Consider the following 18,475-nt stretch of genomic DNA (forward strand, 5'->3'; position numbering starts at 1 on the left):
GCTCACACCTCCCGGGCCGCGGCAGCGAGGTGCCGCCGGATGAAGGCGTTGGCGTCTGCAGCGACCCGCAGAGGATCGGTCCACGGGTCGCGCCAGATCGCGAGCGCGCCCGCCCAGTCCGATCCGAGGACCTGGGGAGAGAAGCTCTCGAACGTGATGGGCCCCGTGTAGCTCGCGCGGTGCAGTGCGCCGAAGAATGCGTCCCAGTCGACGTTCCCCTCGCCGAGCGGGCCTCGGTTGCTGTCGCTGAGGTGGACATAGCCGATGACGTCAGCGCACGCTTCGATCGCCTGTGGCAGGGAGCCCTCTTCCATGGACATGTGGAACATGTCGGCGTGGACGAAGAGCGCGTCCGGACCAGCGTTGCGCACGACGTGGGCGGCCTGTTCGAGCGTGTTGATGAAGTTGCTCTCGTACCGGTTGAGGGGTTCGAGACCGACGCGAACGCCCTCTTTCCGGGCATGTTCGGCGACACGGGAGTAGACCTCGATCACACGATCCCAAGCCTCAGGGGAGACCGGCCCGGCGTAGCGGTTGATCGCCGAGAATCCGGGGCCGCCCATCGCGGTGGCGCCCATCTCCGCCGAAAGCCGGATGGCGCGCACGAGCCGGGCCTCACCGCGAGCGACTGAAGCCGCGTCGCTGCTGCCGAGGTCCGCCTCGATGGTCCCGGTGACGGCGGAGACCACTCCCAACTCGAATTCTTCAGACATGCGGCGCGCAAGCTCGCTGTCGTGGCGCTCGACATCCTGGATGAGGATCTCGACGTTGTCGTATCCGGCCCGAGCGGCGTTCTCGAACACCCTGCGCGCGTTCTCCTCGTCCCACTGTGACGTGAACACGAACATGTGGACGCCCAGCGGATTGGCACTCGCGTCGTCACGCATCTGCGATCTCCCTTGCGGTGTTGTTGATGTGGTCACGGATCTGCATGTATGCCGAGAGTGCGATGCCCGCCGGGTCATCCCACGGGTCCCGCCAGAGCGCGACCGCTCCGGCCCAGTCGGGGCCGAGCACGGCCGGGGAGAAGCTCTCGAACGTGATCGGACCTGTGTAGCGGGCGACCGCGAGAGCCTTGAAGAAGTCGGCCCAGTCCGTGTTCCCCGTGCCGAGCGCGCCCCGATGGCTCTCGGCGATGTGGACGTATCCCAGAACATCGGCGACGTCCGCGACGGCATCCGCGAACTTGCCTTCCTCGATGCGCATGTGGAAGAGGTCGGCGTGGACGAAGAGGACGTCGGGTCCCGCATCACGGACGATGCGGGCCGCCTGGCCAAGAGTGTTGACGAAGTTGCTCTCGTAGCGGTTGAGGGCTTCGAGGCCGACTCTCAGACCCATCGAGCGAGCACGGTCGGCCACGCGGCCGTAGATCTCGATGGCACGGTCCATCGCCGCCGGCGCTGGCGGCTCCGTGTAGCGGTTGACGGCCGAGAAGCCGGGCCCGCTGATGAAGGGCGAGCCCATGGCGGCGGCGTGATCGAGGCACTGGTGGAGGAGCCTCTCGGATCTGGCGACGACCTCGTGGTCGGCGCTGCCCATGTCCGCGGCGAGGTTGCCCGCCATGGTCGTGATGACCCCGATCCCGTACTCCTCCTGGAGGCGCCGGGAGAAGGCGGTGTCGATGTCATCGGCGTCCATGATGAGGCACTCGATCCAGTCGTAGCCGATCTCCTGGGCGGTCTCGAAGACCGGGCGGACGCTCTCCTCCGACCATGTCGGGGTGAAGACGAGCGAATGGATTCCGATCGTGTTCACGACGCCTCCCGCACCTGCGCCTGGGCTCCAGAAGATCTGAAGAACGGCAGGAGCGACGTCAGCTTGTTCCGCCAGATGTCGAGGGCGACGGCGAGCAGGATGATCGCGCCGATGGTGATCGACTGCACCGAGGTCGACACGGCATTGAGATTGAGGCCGTTCTGGACGACGACGATGATCAGAGTCCCGACGAGGGTGTTGAGAACGTGTCCCCGTCCGCCGGCCAGACTTGCTCCACCGACGACCGCGCCCGCGATCGCCTGCAGCTCGAGTCCCGCACCGTAGTTCGGCGAACCGGAGTTGAGGCGTGCGGCGAGAAGGACGGCGCCGATGCCTGCGGTGATGCCCGCGATCACGAAGGCGCTCATGCGCACCCGCTGCACCTTGATGCCGGAGAGCCGGGCCGCCGCCTGATTGCCGCCGATGGCGTAGATCTCGCGCCCGAACTTCGTGCGGTTCATCATGAGCGTCGCCGCGGTGTACAGGACGACGACGTAGATGAACGGAAGGGGGATCCCGAAGAGCGTGCCGTAGAACAGGTTGCTCAGGTCATCGGAGAGCGAGAAGATCGGCGAGCCGGGCGGGACGATCAGCGCCATGCCCTTGAAGGCGCTGAGCCCGGCAAGCGTGACGATGAAGGAGGGGATCCGCAGATAGGCGACGAGCCCTCCGTTGAGAGCGCCCAAGAGCGCTCCCAGCCCCACAGTGATGAGGATCGCGAGCCAGAGGGGCTGGCCGTTGAGCTGGATCGACATCGCGAGCACCATCGTAAGAAGCGCGATCATGGACCCCGGGCTGAGATCGATCCCCCCGGTGATGATGACGACCGTGGCACCGAGCGCGACGACCGACAGGACCGCCACCTGCAACGCGATGTTCCGGAAGTTCTCTGCGGCGAGGAAGGTCGGGGTCGTGATCGCGACGAACGCGACGACGACGGCGAGGGCCGCGAGTGGGCCGAGGAATTCGGCGATGCTCGAGCGTTTCATAGTGGGTCACTTTCCGTTCGGTCCGAGACGTGCTCCGTCTCGGAGGCGCTGACGAGATCGGCCGGAGAGACGTCAGCGACGGGGCGCACATCGGTGATGACGCCGTGGTGGACAAGGGCGACGCGGTCGCTCATCCCCAGAAGCTCGTCGTGGGCCGAGCTGATGAGGATGACCGACTTGCCTGCTTTCGTCAGTCGATTGATGAGGCGGTAGACGGCAAGCCGCGCACCGACGTCGATCCCCTGTGTGGGTTCATCGAAGATGACGACTTGCGCGTCGCGGAAGAGCCAGCGCGCGATGAGCACCTTCTGCTGGTTCCCGCCGGAGATGAGGTTGACGGCCTTCGTCGCGGCGCTCTTCGTGATGTCGAGGTGCGCGATGTAGTCCTGCGTCACCTGGCGTTCGCGCCTGTGGCTGAAAAGCAGACCGGGTGCCACGCCTGCGATGTTGGCTGCTGTGATGTTGGGGCCGGCGGCGAAGTTGAAGAAGAGCCCTTCGGACTTGCGGTTCTCCGGGACGAGCGCGATGCCGGCGCGGATCGCATCCGTGGGATTGCGCATGCGCAACGGTCTGCCGTCGACGATGATCTCGCCGGAGAGGAGACGGTCCACGCCGAACACGGCCCGCGCGATCTCCGTGCGTCCGGCTCCGATGACTCCGCCGAGGCCGAGGACCTCGCCTCTACGCAGGGTGAAGCTCGCGTCCCTGACCCGGTGGCGGGTGCGCAGACCACGTGCTTCGAGGACGACTTCCTCCGTCGCGTTGTCTTCCTTGGGGAACTGATCCTCCAGCGCCGTGCCGATCATCGTCGAGACGATGGACTCGACGTCCTTCGGCGTCTGCCCGGGCGAGCTCACCACTCGTCCGTCCTTCATGATCGTGAAGTCGTCGACGAGGGCGACCACTTCGTCGAGCCGGTGCGAGATGTAGAGGATCGCGACACCGCGGCCGGCCATGCGCCGGAGGAAGTCGAGGAGGGTCTCGACCTCCTCCTTGCCGAGCGCCGTCGTCGGCTCATCGAGGATGAGGAGCTCAGCATCCTGGGCGAGAGCCTTGGCGACCTCTACAAGCTGCTGCTCGGCGACGGAGAGACTTCCGACCTTGGCGTGGACATCGATGTCCAGGGCGAGTTCGGACAGGATCTTCTCGGCCTCACGGTCGATGCGGGCCCAGTCGACGAACCCGCCGAAGCGCAGCGGGTGACGCCCCATGAAGATGTTCTCCGCGACCGAGGCTTCGGGAATGAGGGAGAACTCCTGATAGACAGTGGCGACGCCCGCGGCGCCGGCGGCGGACGGGCTCGACAGTGCGATCGCCTTGCCCTTGTGCAGGATCTCGCCGCTGTCAGGACTCTGAACTCCGGAGAGGATCTTGATGAGGGTCGACTTGCCGCAGCCGTTCTCGCCGAGAAGGCCGTGGACGCGACCTGCTGTCAGCGTGAGACTCACGCCGTCGTTGGCCACGACACCGGGGAAAGTCTTCGTGATGTTCCTCAGTTCCCACAAGGGTGTGGCCGGGGGCGACGCTGCCTGCGACGACTCGACTGCCACGGCTCAGTACTTCTTCGACGGAGCCGGGTAGAGATCGGACGGGTGCCGAAGAATCGACAGCGCATTCTTCGACGTCACGATCTCGGTCGGCCCGTTGACGTAGCCGCCCTCGGTCTTCGCGTTGAGGAGATCGATGACGAACTGACCGGCGGCGCGCCCCATCTCGACGGGACTCGTGTTCGTCGTCGCGGTGACGCCCTGGTTGTTGGCGATGCTCTCGATCGCGGCCGTGTCTCCGTCGTAGCCGAGGATCGTGAGGTCGGTGCGGCCGAGGCTTCGGGCGGCAAGCGCGGCACCTTCGGCCATGTAGTCGTTCGCGGCGAAGAGCACCTGGATGTCAGGGTGCGCCTGGAGGAGGTCCATGGCGGCCGTGTTGCCCTTGTCGACGCTCCACCCGCCGTTGACGCGGCTGACGATCTTCCAGGCGCTGCCGGCGATGCCGTCCTCGAAGCCGCCCGCGCGCTCCGTCGCAAGGTAGCTCGGCTCGCCGTCGAGGACGCCGACCTTGCGAGCCTTTCCGTCGACGGAGTCGATGGCCCATTTGGCGAGGGCCTTGTTCGCCGCGCGCTGCTTGACGCCGACGACGCCGTGGACAGGAGTCGGGTAGTTGGGTATGTCAGAGTTCACGATCAGGACGAGCTTGCCTGCCTCGACGGCGCGCTTGACGAGCGGCGCGAGCGAGTGCTCGTCGAAGCTGATGAGCACGATCGCGTCGACGTCGGCGCGAGCGGTGACGTCCTGCAGCATTCCGATCTGGGCGGCCTGGTCGCTGCCGGAGTAGGGGGAGAGCATGAACGACTTCGCCCCGGGAACGGTCTTCAGCCCCTCGAAGAGCGCCACGTGGTAGTTGAACTCCGTGCCCATCGGAAGGTATGCGATGTTCGGAGTCCCGCCCTTGAACGTCACGGTGTCCAGGCCGGCCTGCGATCCGGCGTCGAGCGCAGTAGGAGCCGTATAGGTGATCGGCTTGGTCGGCGTCTCGATGTCCGGCGTCTGGGTGCCGGACGGGGTGCCGCCTTTCGTGGTGCCGCACGCACTGAGCGCCACGACGCCCGTGCCTAACAGTGCGAATGACGCGATGAAATGACGCCTCGAGAAAGTGGCTGACATGAGGGCCTCCAGATGAGTCGTGCGCAGATCGCGCGGGAGTGGGTACGAGGAGGCATGCGAACTGGCGAAATCTCCTCGGTGGATGAAGAATGCCACAGAAGCTTCTGTCTCACAATGTTAAATAAAAGAAAATTCTTCGATATCGGACGACACCCTCATGACGCGGGCCGATCCTCACCTCATGACGGACGGCTGGGCCTGGCCTCCTGGTCAGGCAGTCTCGTCGTCGCTCCGGAACTGCGCCAGCGCACGCTTCATCGCGCGGATGTCTTCGACATGAGCGGGCCCGCGACGCATGGCGACGACCGTCGCAAGGACGTCGACGACCACGAGCGCGGCAAGCCGGCTCACCGCCGGCGTGACGGTGTTCGTGTCCTCGAAGGTCCGCACGATCAGCGAGATGTCGCTGCGCTCGGACAGGGGCGACTCGTCTCCGGTGATCCCGATCACCGTCATCCCCCGCTCTCGCGCATGATCGACGACCTGGAGCACGAGCCCCGTCCGCCCGGTGTTGGAGATCGCGACCACGACGGTGCCCGGATCGTTCGTCATCGCCGCCATGAACTGCTGATGCGGATCCTCCGGCGCCGAGCAGGGGATTCCGAAGAGAGCAGCCTTCTGCTCCGCGTCTTTCGCGATCACCGCCGACGCGCCGTAGCCGACGAAGAGCAACGAGGTCGCCCCGAGGATTGCGTCGGATGCTGCAGCGAGCGCATCGGTGTCGAGGTACCGACGCGCGCGGTCGAGGCTCGAGATGCTGTGATCGAAGGTCTTGCGGGACACGGTCGCGATGTCGTCGTCCGCGCGAAGCGCCGAGTGCGTGACGGGGATCCCGAGTGCGAGCGCCTGCGCCAGCGCCAGCTTGAACGACTGGAAACCGTCGAATCCGAGACTCGTGCTGAAGCGCATCACCGTCGGCTCGCTCACCGACGCCGCCTCGGCGACGACGGCCATCGGCGATTCGACTACGAAGTGCGGGTTGTCCAGGACCAGCGCGGCAACCTTCTGCTCCGACTTGCGCAGTCCCGTCAGCTCACCCGACAGGCGCTCCAGCACAGAGGCTCCTTGAGCTCCCCGGTCCTCGCTCTCGACGATCGCCATGCCGTTCTCCGATCTGCTCAAGCAGGCCGACGCGTGCGCGCCCCTCGGCCGACGCCGAGATCTCCCCGCAGGTTCGAGGGTAGTAGGCCTACAGCATCCTCGATGATGTGGAGGCAGACTACCTTTTCCGCCCCTATTCCTGGCATCGGTTCGTCTCCTCAGGCTCCTATCGACATATTTGTGTAGTCTGACTACCATTCGTTGAGACAACGACGTGAGAACAGGAGCGAGGAGAGACATGGACGTCCTTGAGCAGGTCACCGAGATCAGCGTCATCCCCGTCGTCGAGATCGAGGATGCGGATTCGGCAGTGCCCCTCGCACGCGCTCTCGCCTCCGGCGGGATCCGCACGATGGAGATCACGCTGCGAACCGACGCGGCTCTGGAGGCGATGCGCAGGGTCTCCGGAGAGGTGGAGGGGTTCCTCGTCGGCGCCGGAAGCATCGTGTCCCCCGAGCAGATCCCGATCGCGGTCGCCGCCGGCGCAGCCTATGGTGTGAGCCCGGGATGGCGCCCGCGACTCTCAGACGCCGCCGCCGAGAGCGCTCTTCCCTATGTTCCCGGGGTGGTCACTCCGTCCGAGGTGCTGGACGCGGCCGCGCACGGACACCGCCGCCTGAAGTTCTTCCCGGCCGGGAACTACGGAGGCGGCGCGACGCTGCGCAGCTTCGCGGGCCCGTTCTCCTCGCTCGGCGTGGCCTTCATGCCGACTGGCGGAGTCACCCCGGCGAATCTCTCCGAGTTCCTCAGCCTGCCGAACGTGTTCGCCGTCGGCGGCACCTGGATCGCACCTCGCCCGGCGATCTCCGCGGGCGACTTCACCACCATCGCCCGCACCGCCGCCGAGGCCGCGCGCATCGCCGCGGACCGGTCATGACGCCGACAGGAGCACTCATGCCTCTCACCTTCACCTGGAACACACTCGAGCCCGCACGCAAACCCACCTTCTACTTCATCGGTGTCACGACCGGCAGCTCGTCGATCCGTCGGGTCTTTCCGCTTTGGGCGGAGCATCTGGGTCTGGGAGACGTGGAGATGGTCGGGATCGATCTCGCGTTGCACGCTCCCGCCGAGCACTACCGCGCGGTGGTCGACTTCCTCAAGCACGACGAGCTGAGCCTCGGTGCTCTGGTCACCACGCACAAGCTCGACCTCTATGCGGCGGCGAAGGATCTGTTCGACGAGATCGACCCGCTCGCCGAACTGATGGACGAGGTGAGCTGCCTCTCGAAGCGGGACGGGCGTTTCCGCGCCCACGCGAAGGATCCGATCACTGCCGGGCATGCCCTCGACGCCGCCCTTCCGGCCGAGCACTTCCGCCGGGTCGACACCGATGTGATCGTGTTCGGCGCAGGAGGATCGGCGATCGCGATCGACTGGTACCTGTCGCGCCCGGAGCGCGGCGACGATCGCCCCCGGCGGATCGTCGTGACCAACCGCAGCGCCGCCCGCCTGGAGACTCTGCGCCGAGTGCACACCGCATCGGGCACCGACACCGAGCTCGTCACGCGCCTCTGCCCCGTCCCGGCCGACAACGATGCCGTGCTGGCCGAGGCGCCGGCAGGTGCGCTCGTCATCAACGCCACCGGCCTGGGCAAGGACGCGCCCGGCTCGCCGCTCACCGACGAGGGGGTCTTCCCCGGCCACGGGGTCGTGTGGGAGCTCAACTACCGCGGCGACCTCGTGTTCCTCGACCAGGCACGGCGGCAGGCTCCGAGCCGCGGGCTGCGTGTGGTCGACGGCTGGGTGTACTTCATCCATGGCTGGACCCAGGTGATCGCCGAGGTCTTCGACGTCGAGATCCCGCCCTCCGGTCCGTCGTTCGACGCGCTCGTCGCCCTCGCAGAATCGACGCGTTGACATGCGGATCCTTGTCACCCCGCGCTCCATGACCGCCTCCGGGCTCGACGACGCCGCCGACCTGGCGCCCCTGCGCGAACGCGGATGGGAGCTGGTTTCGGGCCCGGCCGGTCGTCTGCCGAACGTCGAGGAGCTCATCGAACTGGTCCCGGGCATCGATGGCTGGCTGTGCGGGGTCGAGCAGGTGCCTGCGACGGTGCTGGACGCGGCCGATCGCCTCCGGGTGATCTCGCGCAACGGGGTGGGGGCGGAGAACCTCGATCTGGATTCCGCACGAGCCCACGGCGTCGCGGTCGAGCTCGCGCGCGGTGCGAACTCGCGCGGCGTCGCGGAGCTCAGCGTCGCGCTCATGCTGTCCGCACTGCGCGACATCCCTGCCGCGGATCGCGCGCTCCACGACGGACGATGGGCACGCTGTCTGGGGCGGGAGCTCGCGGACAGAACGGTCGGCATCGTCGGTTTTGGAGCGATCGGACGTCTCGTGGCCCGGATCGTGCTCGCCTTCGGAGCGAACGTTCTCGCCTACGACCCGTTCGCCACGATCGATATGGCGGGCGTCGACGGTGTCGAGCTCGACGACCTCTTCGCGGAATGCGATGTCGTCACGCTCCATGCGCCTCCGCGCGCCGACGGCCGCCCGCTCGTCGACGCCACGCTGCTCGGATCGCTCCGCCCGCAGACCGTGCTCGTGAACACCGCCCGCAGCGCCCTGGTCGACCCCGAGGCCGTTCTCGCTGCGCTGGAGGACGGTGCGCTGCGCGCCTATGCGGTCGATGCGTTCGACCAGGAGCCGCCGGTGCTCGACGCACTGCTCTCGCACCCCCGAGTGATCCTCACTCCGCATGTCGGCGGCTACACCGATGCCAGCGTGCGCCGTGCGACCGAGCAGGCGGTCACGAACCTCATCACCGCGCTGACGGCCGACACGGCTCCCGCGGCGCGATCCCTCTCATGAAGGCCGTCCATTTCGGCGCGGGGAACATCGGACGAGGTCTGATCGGCCTCGTGCTGCATCGCGGCGGGTACGAGATCGTCTTCTGCGATGTCGCCCGCACGCTCATCGAACAGGTCCGTTCCGCGGGAAGCTACACAGTGCACGAGGCCGGCCCCGGCGGCGTCGACACGGTGGTGACGGGCTTCCGCGCGATCGACAGCGCGGAGGATCCGCGCGCCGTGGTGGCGGAGATCGAGACCGCGGATGTCGTGACGACGTCCGTGGGTCCGACAGCCCTGGCGGCTGTCGCGCCGCTGATCGCGGCGGGGCTCCGTACCAGACCGGGCGCTCTGCCACCCCTTCAGGTCATGGCGTGCGAGAACGCGATCGGAGCCACCGACAAGCTGCGCCGCGCGATCGCCGACCTCGAAGGAGCAGAAGCGGAGCCGCAGAACGCGGTGTTCGCCAACACGGCGATCGATCGTCTGGTGCCCTCCCAGCCGGGCGACGGCGCCGTCGACGTCGTCGTCGAGCCGTTCTTCGAGTGGAGGATCGAAAGCGCCCCATTCGGCGACGATCCGCCGAACCTGCCGGGCGCCGGTTTCGTGGACGACCTCGCCCCGTACATCGAGCGCAAGCTCTATACGGTCAACACGGGGCACGCGACGGCCGCCTACTTCGGAGCGCTCATCGGCGCGGCCGACGTCCGCGCTGCGTTGCAGGATCCGTCGATCTCCGCACGCGTCTCGGATGTCATGGCGCAGACCTCTGCCATGCTGGCCCGCAAGCACAGATGGGACCCGGAGGAGCTCGCGACGTACCGCGCCCGGATCCTCGAGCGGTTCCGCAACCCGCTGCTCCTGCCGGATCCGGTGATGCGCGTCGGCCGCGAGCCCTTGCGCAAGCTGTCCCGTCACGAACGCCTGATCGGCCCGGCCGCCGCCGCCGTCGAGTTCGGTCTCCCGGTGGATGCACTGGTTGCGGCGATCGGAGCCGCGTTCGCCTTCGACGACCCCCGCGATCCGCAGTCCATGCGCTTGCAGGACATGCTGCGCTCATCGCGTGCCGACGAGGTGGTCGAGTCCGTGACAGGGCTCCACGAAGGACATCCCCTCTTCGCCTCGGTCCTCGCGCAGGTCGCGTCGAGGCAGGCGGTGCTGTCGGACTGACCGCCGCCCGGGAGCTACTGCCGGGGAGTCTCGACGGCCGGCAGCGTCACCACGAACGTCGCACCCGGGCCCGGCCCGACCGCGATCGTGCCGCCGTGCGCTTCGACCACGGCGAGCGCGATCGCCATGCCGAGTCCCGTGCCGCCCCCGCCGTCGCGGGACCGCGAGGTCTCACCGCGGGCGAACCGCTCGAACACGCTCTCCCGCACGCTCTCCGGGAGTCCGGGACCGTCATCGGCGACCGTGAGGCGCACTGCCCCGGCCGCCTCCCCGGTGCGCACCTCGTCGAGCCGCACCTGCACGGTCGTGCCGTCGGGCGTGTGCAGTCGCGCGTTGCCGAGCAGGTTGTCGAGCACGCGGCGCAGATCCCCGGCGTCGCCGCGCACGAGCGCCGGATCCTCGCCCAACTCCATGACCCAGGTGTGCGCCGGTCCGGCGAGGCGCGCCGCGAGCACCGCCTCGGCGACGAGGAGCCGCAGGTCGAGGTCGTCCTGCACGAGCTCGGGCAGCGCATCGAGGCGCGCCAGCAGGAGGAGCTGATCGATGAGCGCCCCCATCCGCACCCCCTCGCCGTCGATGAGGGCGGCGTTCCCGCGCACCTCCGCCTCCTCGGTGTCCGGGCGACCGGACAGCTGCGCATAGGCGCGGATCGTGGCCAGCGGGGTGCGCAGCTCGTGACTGGCGTCGGCGACGAACCGGCGCATCGTCGACTCGCTCGCCTCGCGCTGGGTGAGGGCGAGCTCGACGTGGTCGAGCATGTCGTTGAGCGCCGTGCCGACCTGGCCCACCTCGCTCGTCGAGGCGATGTCGCCGGCGTCCACGCGCTCGGCCAGGCACACCTCGCCGCGATCGAGCGGCACGGCGGTCACGGCCGCGGCGGTGTGCGCGACGCGACGCAGGGGCCGCAGCGCGCGACCCATCGCCACGGCGGCCGCCGCGACGGCCAGCACGATGCAGACGATGCCCACGAGGGTCACCACGAGCAGCAGCCGCCCCGTCGCCGCCGACACCAGGTCGAGCGGCAGCGCGGTCACCACCGCGACGCCGGAGGGCGTCGTCCGCGACGCCACCCGGTAGGAGCCGAGCGAGCCGCCGAGGTCGACGGTCACCGGTGCGGTCCGGTCTGCGGATCCGGTGGGAAGGTGCGCGGCGAGGATCTTCTGCTGGGCGGATGTGAGGTCGTGGCGCTTCCCGTCGACCGAGATCCAGCCGCCGAGCTCGAACACCCCCTCCCGGAAGACGGCGGTGATGGTCCCCCCGGACTGCCCGGGGGCGCCCACGACCTCGTCGCGGCTGGGACGCGGCGACGGCGGCGTCGGGCCCGGCGTCGCCGTCGTGGATCCGGGCGGGCGGCCGGCGATGTCGGCCCCGCGCGCGGCGGCGCCGTTGAGGCGCGCATCGACCTGGCCCAGCATGTAGTCGTGCAGCGACACCACGGCGACCACGCCGACGACGATGCTCACCGCGGCGACGAGGGCCGACGCGATGAGCACCACCTGCAGGCGAAGACTGCGCGGTCGCCTCATGCCCCTCCCCCGGGAGCGGACGCATCGGCGACGCGGAGGACGTAGCCGACCAGCCGCACGGTCTCCAGGCTCAGCGCCGTCGACGGCGCGAGCTTGCGACGCAGGCTCGACACGTACACCTCGACCACGTTCGACTCGGTGCCGAAGTCGTACCCCCAGACCGCCTCGAGGATCTGAGGCCGGCGCAGCACCTTGCCCGCGTTGTTCGCGAGCAGGAGCAGCAGCTCGAACTCGGTGGGCGTGAGCTCGAGCGGGGACCCTGCGAGCTCGGCGGTGGCGGCGGCCTTGTCCACGGACAGGTCGCCGACCTGCAGCTGCGCGTCCGCCGGGCGTCCGATCGCCGCCGCCGTGCGGGCCAGCACCCGCACCCGCGCCTGCAGCTCGGCGATCGCGAAGGGCTTGGTGAGGTAGTCGTCGCCGCCCGCGCGCAGCCCGGCGATCCGGTCGTCGTGGCCGTCCAGGGCGGTGAGGAACAGCACCCGGATCTCGGGCCGGATCGCGCGGATCCGCTCGAGCGTGTCGAGTCCGTCGATGTCGGGCATCATGATGTCGAGCACGACCACGTCGGGCTGGAACTCCCGCACCGCGATGAGCGCGCTGCGCCCGCGGTGCTCCACGCGCACCTCCCACCCGTCCGTGCGGAGCGAATCGCCGACGGCCGCGGCGAGCGCGCGCTCGTCGTCGACCACGAGCGCCCGCGCCGGGGTGCCGTCCGCGCGCACGATCGGCGGCAGCCCGAGCGGCATCGAGGCGGTGGCGCCGGACTCGGTCGTGATGTCGGCCATGATCTGCTCCCCTCGTCGTCAATTCTGCGCGGTCAGGTCGTAGACCGTCACGCCGCCGACCGACTCGGCCGCGAAGTGGGCCTCGACCCACTGCTGGATCTGGGTCGCGACCCTGCTGCCGGTGCTCGATCCGCCCATCATGCCGCCTCCGGCGATGAAGTAGTGGATCTTCCCGCTCGCCACGTACTGCTGGAACTGCGCGAGGGTCGGGGACGGGTCGCTGCCGTTGAACCCGCCGAGGGGCATGACCGCGTACCCGGTGCCGAGCTGATAGCCGGCCGCCGTCTGCGATCCGACCGATGCCGCGACCCAGGTGTAGCGGGAGGCGTCGGCGGAGAGCAGCGTCTTCAGCTCGGCGCTCACCGTCGAGGCCTCGAGCAGCCCGCCCGCTCCCCCGGCGGGGCCCGCCCCGGTTCCCGTTCCACCAGTGGGGCCGGTGCCCGTGCCGCCGGCGGGGCCGGTGCCCGTACCGCCGTTCGCGCTCGTCGCCCCGCCCGGGCCGCCCTGCGCGCCGGCCGCGCCGCCACCCGGGCCGCCGAAGCCTCGGCCGACCCGGGGGAAGCCGCCGCGGAAGCCCCCGCCCATCGTGCCCTGCACCGACGGGCCGGCGGTGACGATGGATCCGGAGTGCGCCGCTCCGACGGTCTCCAGCGTGTACGCCGCCGGGGCGAGCAGCGCGCCCGTGAGCAGCGCCGAGGCGGTCGCTGCGGTGAGGATCCGCGAGCGCGGCGGCACGAGGACGAGCAGCGCCGCGGCGGCTGAGACCGCGAGCACGACGACCTTCAGCCACGGCAGCCACGAGCTCGCGCGCTCCAGCAGCACCCACGCCCAGGCGGCGGTGACGATCGCCGAGACGGCGAGCAGGATGCGCACCCACACCCGATCGCGGTGGCGGAAGACCACGGTCCCCGCGGTGCCGATCAGCCCCGCGAGCGGTGCCGCCAGCGCGACGGTGTAGTACGCATGGAAGATCCCCGCCATGAAGCTGAAGGCGAGCAGCGTCACCAGCAGCCATGCCGCGAACGTCACGATCGCGATCCGCCGCGCATCGCGGCGCGGAGCCCTTCCGATGAGCACGAGCGCCCCCGTCAGCAACAGGAGCGCGGCCGGGATCAGCCACGAGATCTGCCCGCCGATCTCGTCCTGGAACAGGCGGAACAGCCCCGTGGATCCCCACATGCCGCCTCCCGCTCCGCCGCCGCCGCCGCCGACGCTGCCCGTCTCGTTCCCGGTGAGGCGTCCGAGGCCGTTGTAGCCGAAGGTCAGCTCGAGGAAGCTGTTCGTCTGCGAGCCTCCGATGTAGGGGCGGGCCGAGGCGGGGACGAGCTCGACCACGGCGACCCACCACCCCGCCGACACGATCACGGCGCCGAGCGCGGCGAGCAGATGCCCGATCCGCTTCAGGATCGGAGCCCCGGCGAACACGACGTAGACACCCGCGAGTACCGGCAGGACGAGGAACGCCTGCAGCTGCTTCGTGAGGAAGCCGAAGCCGACGGCGACGCCGGCGAGCAGCAGCCAGCGCAGTTGCGCCCGGTCGATCGCCCTCAGAGTGAGGGCGACCGCGGCGGTGAGCAGCAGGAGCAGCAACGCGTCCGGGTTGTTGAAGCGGAACATCAGCGCCGCGACCGGGGTGAGGGCGAACACGCCCGTCGTGACGAGGGCCGCCGCCGCGCCGAACCGCCGGCGCACCGTGAACAGGAGGATCGCGGCCGTGGCGACGCCCATCAGGGCCTGCGGCACGAGGATGCTCCACGAGCTGAGGCCGAACACGCGTGCCGACAGCTCCATCACCCACAGGCTCGCCGGCGGCTTGTCGACCGTGATCGAGTTGCCCGCGTCGCTGGATCCGTAGAAGAACGCCACCCAGTTCTGCGTCCCGGCCTGCACGGCGGCGGAGTAGAAGGCGTTCGCCCAGCCGCTGGCCGCGAGGTTCCACAGATAGAGGATCCCGGTGAGCAGGAGCACCCCCGCGTACGCGGGCGCCTCCCAGCGGGCTCGGGCGATCGTTCCCGAGACCTCGTCCGCGACCGCGGGACGCGCACCGGTCGGAGGGTGGACGGGCAGAGCTGGCGCGACGGCCACGGATGCGTTCATGAGCGGTTCGCCTCCTGAGTGAGCACGGTGAGGTGGTGACGGGTGGACAGCGGCTCGACGGGCTCGGGCGGATCGTGCCGGCGTGCGGCGTCGCGGAACACCCAGAGCCGCAGCAGCGCGAAGCGCAGCAGCGTGGCGACGAGGTTCGCGAGGGTGAGCACGCCGACCTCGGCGAACGGGCCGGGATGCGGATCCGCGGCGTGCAGCAGCATCAGGGATCCGCCGGTCAGCGCCCAGGCGATGCCGAAGACGATCAGCCCCTGGAGATGATGGGTCGTCGCGCCCGTGCGGCCCCGGATGCCGAAGGTGAAGCGCCGGTTGGCCGCCGTGTTGGCGATGGCGGTGAGCAGCAGCGCGAGGAAGTTCGCCCACTGCGCGGGAAACGGCACCTGGAGCACGAGATAGGTCAGCGCGTACGCGACGGTGGAGAGCGCGCCGATGACCCCGAAGCGGACGAGCTGGGTGATCAGCGGCGTCTTCGGCTGCGCGAAGGGATGGCGTCCGATGTCGCGATAGACGTCGTCGACCGGGATGCGCCCGGCGACGAGCCCTCGCCCGATGCGGACCAGCCCCTTCAGATCGGCGGTCGCGGTCGAGACGATGTCGACCGAGCTGTGCGGGTCGTCGATCCAGTCGACCGGGACCTCGTGGATCCGCAGCCCCGCGCGCTCGGCGAGGATCAGCAGCTCGGTGTCGAAGAACCAGCCGGTGTCCTCCACGAGAGGCAGCAGGCGGTGCGCGGCCTCGGCGCGGATGGCCTTGAACCCGCACTGCGCATCGCTGAACCGCACCCCGAAGGCCCCGCGCAGCAGCAGGTTGTAGGAGCGCGAGACGAACTCGCGCTTGCCGCCGCGCACGATGCGCGAGGCGCTCGCCAGGCGGGACCCGATCGCGAGATCCGAGTGGCCGCTGAGCAGCGGGGCGACGAGCGGACGCAGGGCGCGCAGGTCCGTGGAGAGGTCCTCGTCGAGATAGACGAGGACCGCCGCCGGAGACTCCGACCACACGGCCTTCAGCGCCCTGCCCCGGCCCTTCTCCGTGAGGTGCACCGCGACCACGCCGCTCAGCCGCGCAGCGAGCGCATCGGCGAGCTCGGCCGTGCCGTCGGTGCTCGCGTTGTCGGCGATCGTGATCCGCCAGGACGCCGGTTCCTCGGCGCGCAGGTGCTCGTGCAGCAGCGCGATGCACTGCTCGAGCGTGTCCCGCTCGTTGTGCACGGGGACGACGACATCGAGGTCGAGAGCCGGATCCTGGTTCATGGGATCCATGCTCGGAAGCGGCCCGGGACGGGCGCTTTGGCACCGCTATGCGATGGCTAAGGACCCGGCCGCTCAGGCCGACGCCGGCAGCGCGCGCCTGCTCCTCGAGGTCAGCACGACAGCCAGCGCGATCAGAGCGGGGGCGCCGCCGGCGAGCAGGAACGTGATCTCGCCGCCGAGCGCGTGCACGGCCCAGCCCGCCGCGAGCGCGCCCGCCGCCTGCATGCCCGTCATGCACGCGACGTAGAGCGACACCACCCGCCCGCGGATCGCGCCGTTGGCCGAGAGCTGCGTGAGCGAATCGTTCCCGATCATGAACGCCGTCCGCATCAGCATCGACGCGACCAGTCCGACGACGAAGAGCCCGGCGAAGGGCGCGAGACCGGAGCACGCCCAGACCAGCCCCGAGCCCGCGAGCAGCAGCGCGCTGTCGCGGAGTCGCAGCTGTCGCCGGCGGGCGGCCAGCAGACTGCCCAGCAGAGCACCCACCGCCGACGCCGTCTGGAACAGGGTGTAGCCGAGGGTGCCGAGGCCATAGCGCTCGTTCGCCGCCCAGGCCATGAGGATCGAGGCCGTGAGCGCGAAGAACGCGAGCGACGAGATCAGCAGCAGCGCCGTGCGGATCTCCGGCTTGCGCTGCACGTAGCGGATGGCCTCGCGGATCTGTCCCCGCCGGGCGGCGACCCTGATCGCGGGCTGCAGCGCGGAGCGCCGGATCCCGAGCAGCATCACGATGCCCGCGAGCGGCCCGACCGGCGCCGCCACGAGCGCCCATCCGGATCCGATGATCGCGACGAGGCCGGCCGTGAGCAGGGCGCCGAGTATTCCGGCGAGCTGCTGCACGGCGGCGTTCAGACTCATCGCGTTGGGCAGTGCGCGGGTGCCGACGACCTGCACGAGCAGCACCGCGCGAGCCGGCGCCTCGAACGCCGCCGCGACGCCGAGCAGGAGCGAGGAGGCGACGATCAGCGGCACGCCGGCCGTGCCGAGGATCGCCGGCACGCCCAGGCACAGCGCCGACAGCACCACGACGAGCTGGGTCAGCACGACCGTCTGGCGGGGTGCGAATCGGTCGCTGAGCACGCCTCCCCACGGTCCGAGGACGATCGACGGCAGCAGCTGCGACGCGACGACCAGAGCGACGAGGCCGACGTCGCCGGTGAGCTCGATCATCAGCGAGTCCGTGGCCAGCCGCGCCAGCCATCCCGCCGCGGAGGTCGCCGCGAGGCCGGCGAAGTAGAGCCGGAAGTTCGCCTCGCGCAGCGTCGCGAAGGTCGCGCGGAAGGTCGGTCGGGTCGCGAGCACCGGCAGCGGCTCGGTGATCGGATGATCCACGCCCGACACAGAAGACATGACCTCAACGGTACGGAGGATCGCACGATCACTCACGATAATGAGGGACATAACTGTTATCGGATCTGCGAATGAGCAGGATCCGCAGGGACGGGAGTCCGCATGCTCGAGCCGGATCTGCTGCGCTGCTTCGTCGCCGTGGCGGAGAACCGCAGCTTCTCGGAGGCCGGGCGGCAGCTCGGAATCAGCCAGCCCACGGTCAGTCAGCGGGTGCGTCGGCTCGAAGAGCAGACCGGCCGCTCGCTCATCGCCCGGGACACCCACAGCGTCGCCCTCACCGACGGCGGCGAGGCGATGCTGGCGTTCGCCCGTCGCACCCTCGCGGTGCTCGATGAGGCGCAGGCGTACTTCTCCGGCCCCGCCGAACGGGCGACGGTCCGCTTCGGCACGGCGGACGACCTCGCCCTCACGCATCTGCCCGGGATCCTGCGCGACTTCCGCCGGAAGAATCCGCACATCGACGTGGAGATCACCGTCGGCCAGTCGGCGGCCGTCGCCCGGCGCCTGCGCGCGGGCGCGCTCGACCTCGTCTACGTGCGACAGGAGCCGGGGATCGCCGAGGGCAGGGTGGTCCGGCGCGAGCAGCTGATCTGGGGCGCGCACCCGTCGCTGCGACTCGATCCGGGCGAGGTGGTGCCCCTCGTGACGTATCCCCGGCCGAGCCACTCGCGCGCCGCTGCGGTCACCGCACTCGAGGCCGCGGGACGACGCTGGAAGGCGACGTGCACGGTCCGCGACATCACCGGGATCCTCGCGGGGGTCAGGGCGGGCCTGGGCGTCGCCGTCTTCCCCGGCGGGATGATGCCCCCGGACCTCGTGCGCGCCGACGCCGCGCTGGGACTGCCGCATCTCGACACGCTCGACTTCGCCCTCATCGACGACCCCGCCGCACCGCGGGCGCCGATCGAGGCGCTGAGCACCGCGATCATCGACTCGCACACCCGCGAGGCACGCCAGCTCCCGGGCGCCTCCGAGGGCTGAGGGGGA

General features: G+C 69.7%; 16 protein-coding genes. 5 read left to right on the forward strand and 11 right to left on the reverse strand.

Going from position 1 to position 18,475, the window contains the following annotated elements:
- Positions 1-2: 2 nt before the first annotated feature.
- From J8G10_RS02850 to J8G10_RS02875, 6 genes are all read right to left on the reverse strand, one after another.
- Entirely contained in the window at positions 3-887 is an 885-nt protein-coding gene (locus tag J8G10_RS02850; RefSeq protein WP_251439091.1) for a sugar phosphate isomerase/epimerase, read from the reverse strand.
- Positions 880-1,755 (reverse strand): sugar phosphate isomerase/epimerase family protein, encoded by an 876-nt coding sequence (locus tag J8G10_RS02855; protein WP_251439093.1) that lies wholly within the window; start codon positions 1,753-1,755, stop codon positions 880-882. The genes J8G10_RS02850 and J8G10_RS02855 overlap by 8 nt, the downstream gene beginning before the upstream one ends.
- Complete coding sequence (locus tag J8G10_RS02860) at positions 1,752-2,744, reverse strand: ABC transporter permease (RefSeq protein WP_251439095.1); 993 nt, start codon at positions 2,742-2,744, stop codon at positions 1,752-1,754. The genes J8G10_RS02855 and J8G10_RS02860 overlap by 4 nt, the downstream gene beginning before the upstream one ends.
- Positions 2,741-4,207, reverse strand: coding sequence for a sugar ABC transporter ATP-binding protein (locus J8G10_RS02865; protein WP_251439097.1), 1,467 nt, complete (start codon positions 4,205-4,207; stop codon positions 2,741-2,743). Before J8G10_RS02865 ends, J8G10_RS02860 begins: the two co-directional genes overlap by 4 nt.
- Before the next feature lie 90 nt (positions 4,208-4,297).
- Positions 4,298-5,341, reverse strand: coding sequence for a sugar ABC transporter substrate-binding protein (locus J8G10_RS02870; protein WP_251439099.1), 1,044 nt, complete (start codon positions 5,339-5,341; stop codon positions 4,298-4,300).
- A 273-nt stretch (positions 5,342-5,614) separates the two neighbouring features.
- Positions 5,615-6,505, reverse strand: coding sequence for a MurR/RpiR family transcriptional regulator (locus J8G10_RS02875; protein WP_251439101.1), 891 nt, complete (start codon positions 6,503-6,505; stop codon positions 5,615-5,617).
- 238 nt (positions 6,506-6,743) lie between these two features.
- On the opposite strand from J8G10_RS02875, the gene eda reads away from it, so the two are divergent.
- The 4 genes from eda to J8G10_RS02895 are packed head-to-tail and all read left to right on the forward strand — an operon-like array spanning position 6,744 to position 10,468.
- Positions 6,744-7,382: a bifunctional 4-hydroxy-2-oxoglutarate aldolase/2-dehydro-3-deoxy-phosphogluconate aldolase gene (gene eda / locus J8G10_RS02880; protein WP_251439103.1), complete on the forward strand. Its 639-nt coding sequence runs from the start codon at positions 6,744-6,746 to the stop codon at positions 7,380-7,382.
- Between the two features lie 17 nt (positions 7,383-7,399).
- The gene (locus J8G10_RS02885) at positions 7,400-8,365 is read left to right on the forward strand and encodes a shikimate dehydrogenase (protein ID WP_251439105.1); all 966 of its coding nucleotides are present in this window, start codon (positions 7,400-7,402) and stop codon (positions 8,363-8,365) included.
- 1 nt (position 8,366) lies between these two features.
- Positions 8,367-9,320 (forward strand): phosphoglycerate dehydrogenase, encoded by a 954-nt coding sequence (locus tag J8G10_RS02890; protein WP_251439107.1) that lies wholly within the window; start codon positions 8,367-8,369, stop codon positions 9,318-9,320.
- Complete coding sequence (locus tag J8G10_RS02895) at positions 9,317-10,468, forward strand: mannitol-1-phosphate 5-dehydrogenase (protein ID WP_251439108.1); 1,152 nt, start codon at positions 9,317-9,319, stop codon at positions 10,466-10,468. Before J8G10_RS02890 ends, J8G10_RS02895 begins: the two co-directional genes overlap by 4 nt.
- Positions 10,469-10,482: 14 nt before the next feature.
- Here J8G10_RS02895 and J8G10_RS02900 read toward each other — a convergent pair whose 3' ends face one another.
- From J8G10_RS02900 to J8G10_RS02920, 5 genes are all read right to left on the reverse strand, one after another.
- The gene (locus J8G10_RS02900) at positions 10,483-11,994 is read right to left on the reverse strand and encodes a HAMP domain-containing sensor histidine kinase (protein ID WP_251439109.1); all 1,512 of its coding nucleotides are present in this window, start codon (positions 11,992-11,994) and stop codon (positions 10,483-10,485) included.
- A complete protein-coding gene (locus J8G10_RS02905; protein ID WP_251439110.1) occupies positions 11,991-12,779 on the reverse strand; it encodes a response regulator transcription factor in 789 nt (262 codons plus the stop codon). Before J8G10_RS02905 ends, J8G10_RS02900 begins: the two co-directional genes overlap by 4 nt.
- Before the next feature lie 18 nt (positions 12,780-12,797).
- Positions 12,798-14,876 (reverse strand): glycosyltransferase family 39 protein, encoded by a 2,079-nt coding sequence (locus tag J8G10_RS02910; RefSeq protein WP_251439111.1) that lies wholly within the window; start codon positions 14,874-14,876, stop codon positions 12,798-12,800.
- The gene (locus tag J8G10_RS02915; protein ID WP_374208747.1) at positions 14,873-16,135 is read right to left on the reverse strand and encodes a glycosyltransferase; all 1,263 of its coding nucleotides are present in this window, start codon (positions 16,133-16,135) and stop codon (positions 14,873-14,875) included. The genes J8G10_RS02910 and J8G10_RS02915 overlap by 4 nt, the downstream gene beginning before the upstream one ends.
- 72 nt (positions 16,136-16,207) lie before the next feature.
- A complete protein-coding gene (locus J8G10_RS02920) occupies positions 16,208-17,488 on the reverse strand; it encodes an MFS transporter (RefSeq protein ID WP_251439114.1) in 1,281 nt (426 codons plus the stop codon).
- A gap of 102 nt (positions 17,489-17,590) precedes the next feature.
- Between J8G10_RS02920 and J8G10_RS02925 the strand changes: the two genes are divergently transcribed.
- Positions 17,591-18,469, forward strand: coding sequence for a LysR family transcriptional regulator (locus J8G10_RS02925; protein WP_251439116.1), 879 nt, complete (start codon positions 17,591-17,593; stop codon positions 18,467-18,469).
- The last annotated feature ends 6 nt before the right edge of the window (positions 18,470-18,475 follow it).

This window comes from Microbacterium sp. USTB-Y, from assembly GCF_023703415.1.
Lineage (GTDB): Bacteria > Actinomycetota > Actinomycetes > Actinomycetales > Microbacteriaceae > Microbacterium.